The 15034-nt window shown below is 69.4% G+C and carries 15 protein-coding genes; 9 read left to right on the top strand and 6 right to left on the bottom strand.

Going from position 1 to position 15034, the window contains the following annotated elements:
- Positions 1-31 precede the first annotated feature (31 nt).
- Positions 32-481, bottom strand: a complete 450-nt coding sequence (locus SFB74_RS27985) for a MarR family winged helix-turn-helix transcriptional regulator (protein WP_432727691.1) — start codon at positions 479-481, stop codon at positions 32-34.
- Between the two features lie 74 nt (positions 482-555).
- Between SFB74_RS27985 and SFB74_RS27980 the strand changes: the two genes are divergently transcribed.
- From SFB74_RS27980 to SFB74_RS27950, 7 genes are all read left to right on the top strand, one after another.
- Positions 556-1551 carry a Bug family tripartite tricarboxylate transporter substrate binding protein gene (locus tag SFB74_RS27980; RefSeq protein ID WP_432727689.1) on the top strand — a complete coding sequence of 332 codons (996 nt, stop codon included), beginning with the start codon at positions 556-558 and terminating at the stop codon, positions 1549-1551.
- 7 nt (positions 1552-1558) lie between these two features.
- On the top strand, positions 1559-2530 hold the full coding sequence (locus SFB74_RS27975) for an amidohydrolase family protein (protein ID WP_432727688.1): 972 nt from the start codon (positions 1559-1561) through the stop codon (positions 2528-2530).
- Position 2531: 1 nt separating this feature from the next.
- Positions 2532-3746: a 3-hydroxybenzoate 6-monooxygenase gene (locus SFB74_RS27970; protein WP_432727687.1), complete on the top strand. Its 1215-nt coding sequence runs from the start codon at positions 2532-2534 to the stop codon at positions 3744-3746.
- Entirely contained in the window at positions 3743-5140 is a 1398-nt protein-coding gene (locus SFB74_RS27965) for an MFS transporter (RefSeq protein ID WP_432727686.1), read from the top strand. Before SFB74_RS27970 ends, SFB74_RS27965 begins: the two co-directional genes overlap by 4 nt.
- Positions 5137-5550, top strand: a complete 414-nt coding sequence (locus SFB74_RS27960) for a DoxX family protein (protein WP_432727685.1) — start codon at positions 5137-5139, stop codon at positions 5548-5550. Before SFB74_RS27965 ends, SFB74_RS27960 begins: the two co-directional genes overlap by 4 nt.
- Before the next feature lie 96 nt (positions 5551-5646).
- Complete coding sequence (locus tag SFB74_RS27955) at positions 5647-7005, top strand: MFS transporter (protein ID WP_432727684.1); 1359 nt, start codon at positions 5647-5649, stop codon at positions 7003-7005.
- 22 nt (positions 7006-7027) lie between these two features.
- A complete protein-coding gene (locus SFB74_RS27950; protein WP_432727682.1) occupies positions 7028-8092 on the top strand; it encodes a maleylacetate reductase in 1065 nt (354 codons plus the stop codon).
- Between the two features lie 9 nt (positions 8093-8101).
- On the opposite strand, the gene SFB74_RS27945 is transcribed toward SFB74_RS27950, so the two are convergent.
- The 3 genes from SFB74_RS27945 to SFB74_RS27935 all read right to left on the bottom strand — a co-directional run bounded on the left by SFB74_RS27945 (position 8102) and on the right by SFB74_RS27935 (position 10903).
- Entirely contained in the window at positions 8102-8494 is a 393-nt protein-coding gene (locus SFB74_RS27945; protein WP_432727681.1) for an alpha/beta hydrolase, read from the bottom strand.
- Between the two features lie 226 nt (positions 8495-8720).
- Entirely contained in the window at positions 8721-9110 is a 390-nt protein-coding gene (locus SFB74_RS27940; protein WP_432727679.1) for a helicase SNF2, read from the bottom strand.
- A gap of 110 nt (positions 9111-9220) precedes the next feature.
- Entirely contained in the window at positions 9221-10903 is a 1683-nt protein-coding gene (locus SFB74_RS27935) for an adenylate/guanylate cyclase domain-containing protein (RefSeq protein WP_432727677.1), read from the bottom strand.
- A 66-nt stretch (positions 10904-10969) separates the two neighbouring features.
- Between SFB74_RS27935 and SFB74_RS27930 the strand changes: the two genes are divergently transcribed.
- On the top strand, positions 10970-11689 hold the full coding sequence (locus SFB74_RS27930) for a Crp/Fnr family transcriptional regulator (protein WP_432727675.1): 720 nt from the start codon (positions 10970-10972) through the stop codon (positions 11687-11689).
- 16 nt (positions 11690-11705) lie between these two features.
- Here SFB74_RS27930 and SFB74_RS27925 read toward each other — a convergent pair whose 3' ends face one another.
- Both SFB74_RS27925 and SFB74_RS27920 read right to left on the bottom strand, forming a co-directional pair.
- Entirely contained in the window at positions 11706-12179 is a 474-nt protein-coding gene (locus SFB74_RS27925; RefSeq protein WP_432727674.1) for a DoxX family protein, read from the bottom strand.
- A 135-nt stretch (positions 12180-12314) separates the two neighbouring features.
- Entirely contained in the window at positions 12315-13244 is a 930-nt protein-coding gene (locus tag SFB74_RS27920; RefSeq protein ID WP_432727672.1) for a LysR family transcriptional regulator, read from the bottom strand.
- Between the two features lie 172 nt (positions 13245-13416).
- Between SFB74_RS27920 and SFB74_RS27915 the strand changes: the two genes are divergently transcribed.
- The gene (locus tag SFB74_RS27915) at positions 13417-15033 is read left to right on the top strand and encodes an ArnT family glycosyltransferase (protein WP_432727671.1); all 1617 of its coding nucleotides are present in this window, start codon (positions 13417-13419) and stop codon (positions 15031-15033) included.
- Position 15034: the final 1 nt, after the last annotated feature.

The following is a 15034-nucleotide window of genomic DNA, read 5'->3' as shown; positions in this document are numbered from 1 at the left end:
CTCGTGAGGCAGGAAACGCGACGCTGCCCGCTCAGGCCAGCGGCGTCGCGTTCGCGTACAGGCGCAGCAGCATCGCGCGCAGCGTCTTCACTTCCGCGGCGCTGAAGTCCGAGGTCGCAACGGCCTCGTAGTGCTGCGCGAGCGGAATCAGCTCCAGCGTCAGCGCGAGCCCGCGCTCGGTGAGCGCGATGCGCACCGCGCGCTTGTCGGTGTCGCATTTCTCTCGCGCCACCAGTTCATGCGAAGCCAGCCTGTCGACGATGCGCGACAGCGCCGACAGGTCGGTCGACGCGTGCGTGGCCAGTTCCGACAAGGTCTGCCGCGGCGTGTGCTGCAGAGAGGCGCACACGCGCCATTCACTCAGGCTCAGTCCGTAGGGCTTCAGCGCCTTCGCGAAGGCGTTGCCCATGCGTGCGCCGGCGCGTGCGAGGAGGAAGGGGATGGCCTTCTCGAGGTCGTGGTCTTGGGGAAGGGTTTTCATCTAGACATGCTTGAAGAATCAAGTATATAGTCCGCCGCAATTACTTGAATAATCAAGCAAATACGGAGATGAGCATGAGCCTGAAGTCTTCCCGCCGCGGTGCCGTTGCGTGGGCCGTTTCGCTTTCCCTGCTGGCGGCGATGCCGCTGGCTCATGCGCAGGGCGCGGCGGCCAGGTGGCCGGCACAGGCCGTGCGCTTCGTGGTGCCGTTTCCGGCGGGGTCCGCGCCGGATGTGCTGATCCGCCATGTCGGCGCCAGGCTCGGCGAGAAGTGGGGGCAGGGCGTGATCGTCGACAACAAGCCCGGCGGCAGCGGCGTGATCGGCATGAACGCGATCCTCGCGGCGCCGACCGACGGCTACACCTTCGGTTTCGTGCAGGGCTCGGCGATCTCGGTGGCGCCCAGCACCATCAGGGGCGTGAGCTACGACTTCAATCGCGACTTCGTGCCCGTCACGCTCGCGGCCGCCGCGCCCTTCATGCTCGCGGTGCCCGCCAGCTCACCGTACAAGACGCTGGCCGACTTCATCGCCGCCGCGCGCGCCAGGCCACAGGGCATCGAGGTGGCCGACAACGGACGCGGCACGGCGCCGCATCTCGCCTCGGCGCTGCTGGGCCTTCAATCGGGCGCGCAGTTCCTCGAGGTGCACTACCCCGGCGGCGCGCAGGCCATGCAAGCCACGCTGGGCGGCCAGACGCAGATGATGGTCGAGACCTACAACGTGGTCGCCGGCAACGTGCAGGGCGGCCGCATGCGCGTGCTGGCGAGCATGGGCGATCGCGTCGAAGCGGGGCTGGAGCAGTTCCCGCTCGCAAGCAAGACGGTGCCTGGCGCGGTGGCGCATGGCTGGTTTGCCGTCATCGCGAAGAAAGGCGTCGACCCGCAGGTGCTCGCGACGCTCAACAAGGACATGAACGAGGCACTGCTGCTGCCCGACGTGGTGGCCAAGTCGCGCGAGCTCGGCACCTACCCGCGCCCCGGCACCCCAGAACAGCTGGCGAACTACATCGCCGAGGACCGCAAGACCTGGCAGTCCGTGCTGGACAAGCTCAACATCAAACCGGAGTGATTTCCCAATGAAGAACAAGATTGCGCTCGAAGAGCATTTCGCGATCGACCTGACGATTGCCGATTCGCAGGTGTACGCCCGCCCCGAGATGTGGCAGGGCCTGAAGAACAACCTGCTCGACTTCGAGCAGCAGCGCATCGAACAGATGGACGAGTGGGGCACCGAGCTGTCGATCCTTTCGCTCAACTCGCCCGCGGTGCAGGGCATTCCCGACGCGAAGCGCGCCGTCGAGGTCGCGCGCCGCGCGAACGACGTGCTGGCCGAGCAAATCAAGCGCCATCCCACACGCTTCGGTGGATTCGCCGCGTTGCCGATGCAAGACCCCGAGGCGGCCGCGCGCGAACTGGAGCGTTGCGTGAAGCAGCTCGGCTTCCACGGCTTCCTCGTCAACGGCTTCTCGCAGGTTGGCGACGAGAACACCGTCGTCTACTACGACGATCCGCGCTTCGCCGATTTTTGGTCGACCGCGGCTGCGTTGAAGAAGCCCTTCTACATGCACCCGCGCGACCCGCTCCTGGGCCGCGAGCCCATCTACGAAGGCGCGCACTGGCTCACAGGCCCAACCTGGGCCTTTGCGGTGGAGACTGGCATCCATGCCCTGCGCCTGCTGTCGAGCGGCCTGTTCGACCGCCACCCCGATCTGCAGATGATCCTCGGCCACTTCGGCGAAGGCATTCCGTTCAACATCTGGCGCGTGGACCACATCCTGCGCAAGGGCCGCCGCGGCATGCCCTGCGACAAGGAGATCGGCGACTACCTGCGCAGGAACGTGCACATCACGACCAGCGGCAACTTCCGCACGCCCACGCTGCTGTCGACCATGCTCGAAGTGGGTTCGGACCGCATCATGTATTCGGTCGACTACCCGTTCGAGAAGCACGAGGACGCGGCGCGCTGGTTCGACAAGTGCGAGATCAGCGAGAACGACCGCCGCAAGATCGGCCGCGAGAACGCGGTCAAGCTTTTCGGGTTGAAGTGACATGAGCGCGCAAAGAGACAACCGCCCCGTGCTCGTGTCCGGCGGCGGCATCGGCGGGCTCGCCGCGGCGCTGGCGCTGGTGCGCGAGGGCTATCGCGTGAAGGTGATCGAGCAGGCGGCCCACATCGGCGAGATCGGCGCCGGCATCCAGCTCAGCCCCAACGCCTTCGCGGCCTGCGACGCGCTGGGCGTGGGGGCGAACCTGCGCGCCAAGGCGGTCTATACAGAGGAGATGGTGATGTTCGATGCCATCGACGCGAAGCGCGTGGCAGGCATCTCGCTGTCGGAGCGTTTTCGCGAGCGCTTCGGCAATCCTTACGCTGTGATCCATCGCGCCGACATCCACGGCGCGCTGCTCGAAGGCGTGAAGGCGACCACCGAAGGCATCGAGTTCCTCACCTCGACCAAGGTCGTGCACATCGAGCAGGATGAGGGCGGCGTGACGCTCATCGACGCGCAAGGCAACCGCCACGAGGGCGAGGCCGTGATCGGCTGCGACGGCGTGCGCTCGGCGGTGCGCCAGCAGTACGTGGGCGACGGCATCCGCGTGTCGGGGCACGTGGTGTTCCGCGCGGTGGTCGATACGGCCGACTTCCCCGAGGCGCTGCGCTTCACCGCACCCTGCATCTGGGTCGGCCCCAACTGCCACCTGGTGCACTACCCGCTGAAGGGCGGCGACAAGTTCAACATCGCCGTCACCTTCCACAGCGACCAGCCCGAGGAGTGGGGTTCGATGGACGGCGACCCGGCCGAGGTGCAGCGCTATTTCCGCCCGACCTGCGAGCAGGTGCAGCAACTGCTGCGCATTCCCAAGGCCTGGAAGCGCTACTCCACCGCCGACCGCGACCCCATCGAGCAATGGACCTTCGGACGCGCCACGCTGCTGGGCGACGCGGCGCACCCGATGGTGCAGTACCTGGCGCAGGGCGCCTGCATGGCCTGCGAGGACGCGGTGACGCTGGGCCTCGCGCTGCGACGCGAGGAGGGCGACTGGCCGCGCGCGCTCGCGCTGTACGAGCGCTCCCGCGTGGCGCGCACCGCGCGGGTGGTGCTTTCGGCGCGCGAGATGGGCCGCATCTACCATGCCAAGGGCGTCGAGCGGCTGGTGCGAAACAGCATGTGGAAGGGCCGCCCGCAGGAGCGCTTCTACGACGCGCTCGAATGGCTGTACGGGTGGACTGCCTCGAGTTGCCTCGACGATGGAGCCGCCGCGTGAAGCTTCTGCCGAATTCCCTCGAGGCAAGCGGCGGGACCGCCGCCGCCACGGTCGACATCCCGGCGCTCATCGACAGCCATCCCGTCAGCTCCTTCCAGAAGTGGATCCTGCTGCTGGTCGGCTGCGCGGTCGTCATGGACGGCTTCGACGTGCAGGCCATGGGCTTCGTCGCGCCCGCCATCGTGCAGGCCTGGGGCATCGAGAAGGCCGCGCTGGGCCCGGTGTTCGGCGCCGGCCTGCTCGGCATGCTGGTGGGCTCGCTGGTGCTGAGTGTCTGCGCCGACCGCATCGGCCGGCGCCCCGTGCTGCTGGGTGCCACGGTGTTTTTCGCGCTGTGCATGCTGGCCACCGCCTTCGCGCACACGCTCGAGCAACTGCTCGCCATGCGCTTCATCACCGGCATCGGGCTGGGCGGCATCATGGCCAACGCGAGCGCGCTGGCCAGCGAGTACAGCCCGCAGCGCAGACGCGTCACGCTCATGATGTGGGTGTCGTGCGGCTTCACCGGCGGTGCGGTGCTGGGTGGGCTGATCTCGGCCGTGCTCATTCCCTGGGGCGGCTGGCCGTCGGTGTTCGTCTTCGGCGGCGTGGTGCCCCTGCTGATCGCCGCGCTCATGTGGCGCTACATGCCCGAGTCGATGCAGTTCCTGGTGCTGCGCGAGCGCGGAACCGAGCGCGTGCAGCAATGGCTGGGCCGCATCGCGCCCGGTGCGCCCTCCGGCCCCGGCACGCGCTACGTGGTGCACGAGGCGAAGCAGGACGGCGCTCCGGTGGTCGAGCTGTTCCGCGCGGGGCGCGCGCCGGCCACGCTGCTGCTGTGGGGCATCAACTTCATGAACCTGCTTAACCTGTTCTTCCTAGCGAACTGGCTGCCCACCATTGCGGCCGGAGCGGGCTACAGCGCGGGCACGGCCGTTCTGGTGGGCACGCTGCTGCAGGTAGGCGGCGTGGTCGGCACGGTGGCGATGGGGCCGCTGATCGATCGGGTGGGCTTCTACCGCGTGCTGGTGCCGGTCTTCGCGGTGGCGGCGGTGGCCATCGCGGTCATAGGCCAGCCAGCGCTGCCCTTGCTGCTGATGCTCGCGGTGGTCGCCGTCAGCGGCTTCTGCGTGGTCGGCGCGCAGCCCGCGCTCATCGCGCTGGCATCGGGCGTCTACCCGACGACGGTGCGCGCCACCGGCATGGGCTGGAGCCTGGGCATCGGCCGCGCGGGCTCCATCGTGGGGCCGGTGCTGGCGGGCTGGCTCATCGGACTGCACTGGACGAACAGCGCGCTCTTCATTGCGGCGGCCGTGCCGGCGCTGCTGTCCTGCGCCATGGTGCTGTGCATGGGGCGGCTCCAATTCAGGGGCGCCACCGCGCGTCCTGCAACATCTTCCGGAGAAAGCAAATGACGAGAACGAACGATAGCGGGCGCGGCCTGGTCCTGATCGGGCGGGTGCTGATGGCGGTGATCTTCCTGGTGGCGGGCGTGCGCAAGCTCCTGACATACGGCGCAACGCTCGGCTATTTCGCCAAGCTCGGCATTCCGCTGCTCGACGTGGTGCTGCCGCTGACCATCGCGCTCGAAGTCGGCGGCGGCCTTTTGCTGATCGCCGGCTGGCGCCTGCAATGGGTGGCCGGCGCGCTGGCCCTGTTCACGCTGGCCACGGGCTTCGTCGCGCACGCCTTCTGGGCGGCCGATGCGGCGCAGTTCAACGGGCAGCTCAACAACTTCCTGAAGAACGTGGCCATGGCCGGCGGTTTCCTCGTGCTGATCGCCCATGCCTCTGCGGCCGGGCGCAAGGCAGGCCCCGCAGGCTGAGCGGAAAACTCCTTTCCGTTCCTGTCGTTGAACCGGTCCTGGGCCGGCGGGACACTCGCGCCCATCGCAAACCAGCGATGGAGACAAAAGAAACCCATGACCGACACAGGTTCAATCGCCACGCGCCGCACCGTCGACGTGCAGTGGCTCATCAACAACCGCCCGCTGTCGCCCTACCAGTGGGGCATCGTGGCGATGTGCTTCCTGATCGTGCTGCTCGACGGCCTCGACACCGCCGCCATGGGCTTCATCGCACCGGCGCTTGTACGCGACTGGGGCGTGCCCAGTGCCTCGCTGGGCCCGGTGATGAGCGCCGCGCTGGCCGGAATGATCTTCGGTGCGCTGGGCTCGGGGCCGCTGGCCGACCGCTTCGGGCGCAAGGCGGTGCTGTGCATGTCGGTGGCGGTGTTCGGAGGTTTCTCGCTGTGGTCGGCCTTCGCGACCGGCATCGACCAGCTCGTGGTGCTGCGCTTCCTGACCGGGATCGGGCTGGGGGCGGGCATGCCGAACGCGACCACGCTGCTGTCGGAGTACACGCCCGGGAAGGTCAAGTCGTTGCTGGTGACGACGATGTTCTGCGGCTTCAACCTGGGCATGGCGGGCGGCGGTTTTCTCTCGGCCGCGATCATCCCGCACTGGGGATGGCACAGCCTGCTGCTGATCGGCGGCATCGTGCCGGTGCTGCTGCTGCCCGTGCTGCTGTTCTGGCTGCCGGAGTCGGCGCGCTTCATGGTGGTTCGGGGGCAGCCCGTCGAGCGCATCCGCAAGGTGCTGCAGCCGGTTGCTCGCGAATCGCTGGCGGGCGTCGAGCAGTTCACCATTCCGGGCCAGGAGGCCCGAGGCAAGGGGCCGCGCGGCCCGGTGCTGGCACGCATGTTCGCCGGCGGCCTGGGCCCGGGCACGCTGCTGCTGTGGGGCACCAATTTCATGGGGCTCATCATCATCTACCTGCTCACGAGCTGGCTGCCGACGCTGATGCGCGAGAGCGGCGCATCGATGACGCAGTCGGCCGTGGTGGGAGCGCTGTTCCAGTTCGGCGGCGTGCTGAGCGCCGTGGGCGTCGGCTGGGCCATGGACCGCGGCAACCCGCACAAGGTGATCGGCATCTGCTACCTGCTGGCCGGGGTGCTCGCCGTGGCGGTGGGCCACAGCATGGGCAGCGGGCTGGCGCTCGTGCTGCTGGTGCTGTTCGCGGGCATGTGCATCAACGGCGCGCAGTCGGCCATGCCCTCGTTGGCGGCGCGCTACTACCCGACCCATGTGCGTGCGACGGGCGTATCGTGGATGCTCGGCATCGGGCGCTTCGGCGCGGTGCTGGGCGCCTGGCTCGGGGCGGCGTTGCTGGGCCTTGGCTGGAACTTCGAGCAGGTGCTGACGGTGCTGATCGTGCCCGCGGTGCTGGCGATGACCGGCGTTTTCATCAAGGGCCGTATCAGCCACACAGACGCTTCATGAACATTCGAGAGACAGGAAAGCCATGACCACACCATCGTTCGTCTACAACAGCGCGCCCCAGCGGGTGGTTTTCGGCGCCGGTTCGCTTCAGCACCTGGCGCGCGAGATCGATGCGCTCGGCGCGCGCCGGGCCCTGGTGCTCTCCACGCCCGAGCAGCGCCCGCAGGCCGAGCGCGTGGCCGACATGCTGGGCGCGCACGCGGCCGGCGTGTTCGACCGTGCCGTGATGCACGTGCCGATCGAGACCGCGCGCGAGGCGAGGGAAGTGGCCACGCGGCTGGGCGCCGACTGCGCCGTGGCCATCGGCGGCGGCTCCACCACGGGGCTGGGCAAGGCCATCGCGCTCGATTCGGGCCTGCCGATACTCGCCATTCCGACGACCTACGCGGGCTCCGAGATGACGCCGATCTACGGCATCACCGAGGCCGGGATGAAGAAGACGGGCAAGGACTTGAAGGTGCTTCCGCGCACGGTGATCTACGACCCCGAACTCTCGCTGGGCCTGCCCGTGGGCATGAGCGTGACCAGCGGCATCAACGCCATCGCGCACGCGGCCGAAGGGCTCTACGCGGTCGACTCGAACCCGATCATGGACCTGATGGCGCAGGAAGGCATCGCCGCTCTCGGCCGCGCGCTGCCGGCCATCCGCGCCACACCCAAGGACCCGGATGCGCGCGGCGACGCGCTCTACGGCGCCTGGCTGTGCGGCACGGTGCTGGGCAATGTCGGCATGGCGCTGCACCACAAGCTGTGCCACACGCTGGGTGGCAGCTTCAACCTGCCGCACGCCGAGACCCACACCATCGTGCTGCCGCATGCGCTGGCCTACAACGCCGCGGCGGCGCCGCAGGCCATGGCGCGCATCGTGAAGGCACTGGAGGGAAGCGGCAGCGCCGCGCAGGCGGTGTACGACCTGGCGCGCGACAACGGTGCGCCGGTCGCCTTGCGCGACATCGGCATGAAGGAGGCCGACCTGGACCTGGCCTGCGAGCATGCGCTCAAGAACCAGTATCCCAACCCGCGCCCGCTCGAGCGCGCGGCGATCCGCGCATTGCTGCAGAACGCCTGGGAAGGCGTGCGGCCCTGAGCTCGCGCGTCAGGGGCGTGCCGTGCTCGGCAGGCCAGCCTGCTGCGTGAACGAGACGCTGGGCTTCTTGTAGGCGGCAGGCACTTCGTCGCGATAGAAGGCGCGGCGGTCCAGGCTCTGCAGCGGGTTGTTCGCAGCGGCCACGGCCTGCTCGCGCACGGCGGAACGGGCCAGCGTGGACTTGAAGGGCACGGCGCCTTCCGCGGCGGTGTCCGAATAGGTGTTGCCTTCGCGCGTGGCGGCCACGGCTTCGGCGTTCACGTCGGCGCGGCTGGCCGACGATGTGATGGCATGCACGCCGTCATAGGCTTCGGCGTGCGCTGCGGCGGCGCCCAGCATGGCGAGGGCTGCGGCGAAGGCTGCGGCGAAGGCGGAAGCGGCGATGCGTTGCTTGGTGTTCATTGCGGGAGTCCCTTTGGTTCACTGCGTGGGCGGCGGTCATTCGTCGTTGCCACGGCATGCAGTGTCGAACCGCAACGCGATGGGCGCTGTGCGTTTGCGCACCGGTTCGGGCAACAAGGCAGGTCGTTGTCTGTGCACACACCCAATGAAAAAGCCGGCCCCTGCTTTCGCAAGGGCCGGCTTCGGTGCGCACGCTCGCCGAAGCGAGGCTGATCCTTCGCGCCGATTACAGCGGCAGCGCGTCGCCACGTGCAGCTGCGCGCGCTGCTGCACGCACCGTGGCACGGTCGACCGTGCTGGCCACCATCGGGGCCACGCCCGACGAAGCGCCTTCGGCATAGGGGTTGTCGGCGTGCGCTGCGGCAACGGCTTCGGCGCGAACCGCGGCGCGGCTGGTCGACGAGGCGACCACAGCGGCGGGGCCGGCTTCGGCGCCGTCGGCGTAGGGGTTGTCGGTGCGTGCGGCTGCCACGGCTTCGGCCCGGACGTCGGCGCGGCTGGCGGCGGAGGTGATCGGATGCACGCCTTCATAGGTTTCGGCGTGTACCGCGCCCGCGGCGCCCAGCATGGCGAATGCGATGGCGGAGAGAGCGGCGATGCGTTGCTTCGTGTTCATGATGCGAGTCCCTTTACTGGTGTGGGCGGCGGACATTCGTCGTTGCCACGGGATGCAGTGTGAAACCGCATCGCGGTTCGCGATGTGCGTTTGCGCACCGCTTTCGGCAACTACAGGGAGGCGGCGGCGCGCGGCGCGTAGAGCACCGCGAGAGGTTCGGAGCGGCCGCGCACGACGAGCGTCTCGGCCTCGCCCATGGTGTGCGCAACGCCCGCCTGCTCGGCCGCGAACAGCGACACCACGAGGCGCGATGCGGCGGTCTTCGAATGGTCCTGCAGCCGGCTCGCGGTGTTGACCACTTCGCCGATGGCGGTGAAGGTGGTCGTCTCCAGGTAGCCCACTTCGCCCACCGCCGCGCGGCCCGCATGCAGGCCCATGCCGAATTCGAGCCGCTGGCCGAACTGCGCCTCGAAGCCTTCGCTCCATGCGTCCATGCGCTGGCCGATCAGCTCGGTGGCGCGCAGCGCCTGCCGGCAGGCCGTGGGCAGGTCGCAGTCGAGTCCGAAGATCGCCATCACGCTGTCGCCGATGAACTGGTTGGGCACGCCGCCGCTTTCGCGCACGGCCGCGCCCACGGTGGCGAAATAGCGGTCGAGCACATAGGCCAGGTCGAAGGGCCATTGCCGCTCCGACAGGCCCGACCAGCGCCGCAGGTCGACGAACAGGATGGCCACGTCGCGCTCGCGCCCGAAGCTGCCCACTGGCGCGGGCCGCCCCTCGTTGGGCAGCGGCGCGAACAGCGGCGTGACTTCGATGTCGCCGTGCGGGCGCAGCTGGCAGGCCAGCCGCACGTCGGCTGGCGCGCGCACCCTGTCGAGCGTGCGCCGCTCGTCGCGCCCGGGTTCGCCGATGTGCGCGGCCGGGCCGGCCACGCGCACGCGGCAGGTGGAGCAGCGCGCCCGCCCGCCGCAGATCGAGACATGGTCGATGCCGTGGGAGCGGCTGGCTTCCAGCACGCTCCAGCCGTGCGGAACCTGCACCGAGCGGCCCGGGTAGCGCAGCGTGACCCGGGGCTGGCGCGACCAGCGCGCAAGGCCGTTGCGGCCCCAGCGCGCCGCCAGCAGCGCGGCCAGTGCCAGGCCGTACGACCACTTGATCGCGTTTTCGGCCGCGCCCAGCGACTTGCCCTGTTCGGCCGTGGGCAGGGCGGTGGGCGGCACGCCGGTCCACTGGAACTCGCGGCCCATCGAGAGAAAGCCCATCGCCGCGGCCAGCGGCAGCACCACCGCGACGGCCAGCAGCAGGTGCGAGAAGCGCCGCCAGGCCGGCTTGGCCCGCAGCGCGAAGTGCAGGCCGAGGCAGCCGTGGGTCCAGGCCGCCAGCATCATCAGGAGCTGCGCGGCGGCACCCTGCCAGTCCCACAGCCCCCAGACCACGCGAACGTACGAGCCCTCGATGCCGTAGGCCAGGTAGGCGCCGCGCATGGCCGTGAGGTGCGTGGCCAGCAGCAGCGGCAGCGCGAAGCCCAGCGCCACGCGCAGGCCTTCGAGCGGGGGCATGCGCAGGGTGCGCCGTTCCCAGAGGGCGGCCACCGCCAGCATCAGGTGCACGCCGGCCGCGCCGTACAGCAGCGCGGTGCCCGCCAGGCTGTGCCAGAACGCCTGCACGCCCCGCAGCACAGTCTCGGCGGCGGCGAAGGAATAGATGCCCAGAGAGTGGTTCAGCAGGTGCAGCGTGACGTAGGCCATCAGCACCAGCCCGCTCGCCCAGCGCAGGTTCCGCCTCGTGGGCGGTCCCAGCGAAAAGGTGGCTGCGGGGTCGGCAGGGGTTGCGCGGAGGGAACGTCTGTCCATGAACGGGTTCGAAGCGGCACCCGAGCATAATCCGCGCGCCCGTACCCGTTGACCACCAACCCCGGCATGGCCAGACCCGAACCTACCCCCCGCTCCAGCCTCGCGCTGCGCCAGATCGCGCTGCTCGAAGGCCTTTCAGACCAGCGGCTGGACCTGCTGGCCCAGCAATGCCTGTGGCACAGCGTGGAGGCCGGCAAGCCCCTGCTGCTGCGCGCCGAACAGCAGGGCGAAGTGTTCCTGCTGGTCTCGGGCCGGGTGCGGGTGACGACCTATTCAGCCAACGGCCGGCAGGTGACCTTCCGCGATTCCGAAGCCGGCGAGCACTTCGGGGACATCTCCGCCATCGACGGCGGCCCGCGCTCCGCTGACGTCGTCACGCTGGAGCCCAGCGTGGTCGCCAGCCTCGACCGGGCGTCCTTCATGGCCCTGCTGCGCGACGAGCCCCTGGTGGCCGGCCGGGTGATGCTGCGGCTGGCTTCGCTGGTGCGGCAGCTTTCCGAGCGCGTGATCGACCTGAGCACTCTCGGCGTGCAGAACCGGCTGCATGCCGAGCTGCTGCGCCTGGCCCGCGCCGCCGGCGTGGAGGGCAACCGGGCCCGGCTCGACCCGGCGCCCAAGCACGCGGCGCTGGCCAGCCAGATCAGCACCAACCGCGAGCAGGTGACCCGCGAACTCAATGTGCTGGCGCGCAGCGGCGTGCTGCGCAAGGACGACAAGGCTCTTCTCGTTGCCGACGTGGCCCGCCTGGAGGCGATGGTCTCCCAGGTGCGGGGCGACGCCGGCTGAGCCGCGAGCCGTCCAGTCAGTTCCAGCGGCCCTTGGTGCCGGCGATGGAGAAGCGGCCGGCGCCCAGAAGCACCACGGTCAGCGCGCCGAACAGGTACAGGCCCTGCAGTTCCAGCGCCCAGCCGCCCTGCTTGGTCAGCGCGAAGAAGTCGGCCATGTGCACGAGGCCGAAGGCAACCAGCATGTTGATGACGACCACGCCCGCGGCGGCGCGAGTGTAGATGCCCGCGATCATCAGCAGCGGCGCGACGATCTCGCCGACGTAGACCAGGTAGGCGATGCCGCCCGGCAGTCCCGACTTGGCCAGCATGCCGGCGATGAAGCCCACGCCGGCCGACAGCTTGAAGATGCCGTGCAGCAGCACCAGCAAGCCGACCGTCACGCGGATCAGCAGCTTGCCGGAATCGTCCAGCGTGGAGGGGGAGAGGGCGGACAGCGGAGACGCGATCGGCGCGCGCTGGGTGTTGGCGGCTGCGGCCTGGGTGTTCATGGCAGATCCTTGCTTTGCTGGAAAAACGGTGGGTCCGCCGCGGAATGCGACGGTTGCGGTTCCAGTTTGCGGGGCTGCGGAAATGCGGAATGTGCGTTTACGCACATGTTTTGGCGAAAAGCCCCCGGGGCCGGATCAGTGGGGGCCGAAGTGCGCCGTCCACTTGCGCTCGTATTCCATCTTGCGGAAGTGCGCCGCCATGAAGTCGATGAAGCTGCGCACCTTGGCCGACAGGTGCTTGCGGCTCGGGTAGGCCAGGTTGATGGTCAGGTGCGGCAGGTCCCAGTCGTCCAGCGTGGGCACCAGCCGGCCGGCCACGATGTCGTCGTAGACGATGTAGGTCGGCTGCACCAGGATGCCCATGCCGTCGAGCGCGGCGGCGCGCAGCACCTGGCCGTCGTTCGATTCCAGCAGGCCCGTCACCGACACCGTGTGCGTCTCCTCCCCGCGGCGAAAGCGCATTTCGTTCGGGTTGTTGGCGTGGGTGTAGATCAGCAGCTTGTGCTGCTTCAGGTCGTCCAGCGTCTTCGGAAAGCCGTGCTGCGCGAAGTAGCGCGGCGAGGCCGCCAGGATGCGCCGCGTCTCGCCGAGCCGGCGGATGGTGACGTTCGAGTCGGGCTCGAACTCGCGCGTGCGTATCGCCACGTCGATGTTGTTGTCGATCAGGTCGAAGTAGCGGTTGGCCGCCTCCACGTGCACCGTCACGCCCGGGTAGCGCTGGGTGTACTCGCGCAGCAGCGGCGCGATGTGGTGGATCGAGAACGAAAGCGAGGCCGTGACGCGCAGCGTGCCCGTCGGGTTGAGCGCGGTGGCGTTCACTGCCGATTCGGCGTCCGACAGGTCGGCCAGGATGGTGCGGGCGCGGCCGCAGAACTCGCGGCCGGTGTCGGTGAGGTAGAGCCGGCGCGTGTTGCGCTCGACCAGCCGGGCGCCCAGGCGGGCTTCGAGGGCGCTCAGGTGCCGGCTCGCGGCCGCGTTCGAGAGGCCCAGCGCCTCCGCCGCGCGGCTCAGGCTGCCGGCATCGGCGATCTGCACGAGCAGGGCGATTTCGGTCCAGCGATCCATTGGGGGTGTGTCTCCAGGGCTTGCCTGCCAGCGTGCGTGGTCTTTTTCGGATCGATTCCGGGGCTGAACCGGAGTGCCGGACGCCTGCGGGCTGGCAGGCTGGCGATTCTATGTGGCGGGCAGCCAGGGTTGGTCAGGTGCCGTTAGGCCTGCAGCTTTACAAAGGGCGGCAATGAATTCCTGGCTGATCCCTCCCGGCACCCGTCCGGCGCCCGCGCTCGCGCGGCATCTTTCCCTGAACGGCGTGGTCGTCATCGCCTTGCTGGCGCTGGTGGCACTCTGGACCGTGCCCATGGCGACGTTCTACGAGACGCCGCCCTGGGACAACGTCGAGGAGCTCTTCTGGGGCGGCAGCATGCAATGGGGCTATTACAAGCACCCGCCGCTGCCTAGCTGGCTGATGGGCCTGCCGGTGTTCCTGGCTGGCCGCCAACCCTGGCTGACCTATGCCGCCGGCGTGGGCTGCGGCGTGGGCGCGCTCTACATCATGTGGCGCTGGTCGCTGGGCATGATGTCTCCGGTGCGGGCGGCGCTGGCGGTGCTGCTCGGCTCGCTCGTGACCTACCACGTGCAGCGCGCCACCATCTTCAACCACAACACGGTGCAGCTGCTGCCGATGGCGGGCTACTGGTGGATGCTGTGGCGGGTGCTGCGCACGCCCGCGGCGGCAGTGGAAGAAGAGGCCGGGAAGGGCAGCCGCGACTGGCTCTGGCTCGGCGTGTTCGCCGCGCTGTCGATGCTCACCAAGTACAGCGCGCTGGTGCAGTTCGCGGTGGGCGCAGGCTTCATCGTCCGCGAGGGATCGTTGCGAAACGCACGCGTGCGCCGCGACCTGCTGCGCGCCTGCGCCGTGGCGCTGCTGCTCATGGTGCCGCATCTCGCGTGGCTGATGCAGCACGCCGACCAGACCATCGGCTACGCGCGGCACTCGGTGCATCCGTCCGGCCCGCTGCTCAGGCATGTGCACCCGAGGCCGCTTCGTATCCTGCTGGTGCAGGTCGCGCGCCTGTCGCCGATGCTGCTGTTCGTCGCGTGGGCCTGGTTCGCGCGCGAGCGCGGCGCCGCAGGGCAGGAGACGCGCAACGGCTTCGACCGGCGCTTCCTCGCCTGGGCGACCTTCGGGCCGTTGTGCCTGGTGCTGGCGATGTCGCTCGTGTTCCACATGCGCCTGGTGGCTTCGTGGCTCAGCACTTTCTTCCTGCCGGTCGCCGTGTGGGCGGTGATGGTGGTGCCGGGCCTCGAGGCCGAGCGCTGGACGCGCCGCCGCTGGACGGGCGTGCTCGTGGTAGCCGCCGTTCTCCACGTGGCCGGCTCCTTCGGCCAGGCCTGGGTCGACGGCGTGTGGAGCGCGCGCCATGGCTACATCACGCGCGCCAACCTGCCCTCGCGCCAGATCGCCGAGGCCGTCGAAGCCGTGTGGCGCGAGCGCGCCGGCGACCGTCCGCTGCGGCTGATGGTGGGCGACACCTGGTTCACCGGCGCGGTGGTGCTGCACATGGACCCGGCGGTCGAACTGCTGATCGACGGCGATCCGCGCACCTCGCCATGGCTGCCGCCCGATGCGCTGGCACGCGCTGGCGGCATGGTGCTGATCCTCGACACGCCGGAGTTCCGCTCCGAGGGCGCGCTGCTGGAGCCGTTGCTGGCCACGGCAAGCTGCACCGGGAGCCTGCGCCTGCCCTGGGCGGGCGAGGACGATGCGCGCACGGTGCGCGTGCGCTGGGGCATCCTGCCCGCTAGCGAGGCGCAGGACGGGGCGCGGGGCTGCCTTCCGGCGGCTGCGCCCTGAG

The sequence above is a fragment of the Variovorax xiamenensis genome (assembly GCF_050916385.1).
Taxonomy (GTDB): domain Bacteria; phylum Pseudomonadota; class Gammaproteobacteria; order Burkholderiales; family Burkholderiaceae_C; genus Variovorax.
Note: the sequence above shows the minus strand (reverse complement) of the source record. Positions and strands in the feature narration are given on the sequence as shown.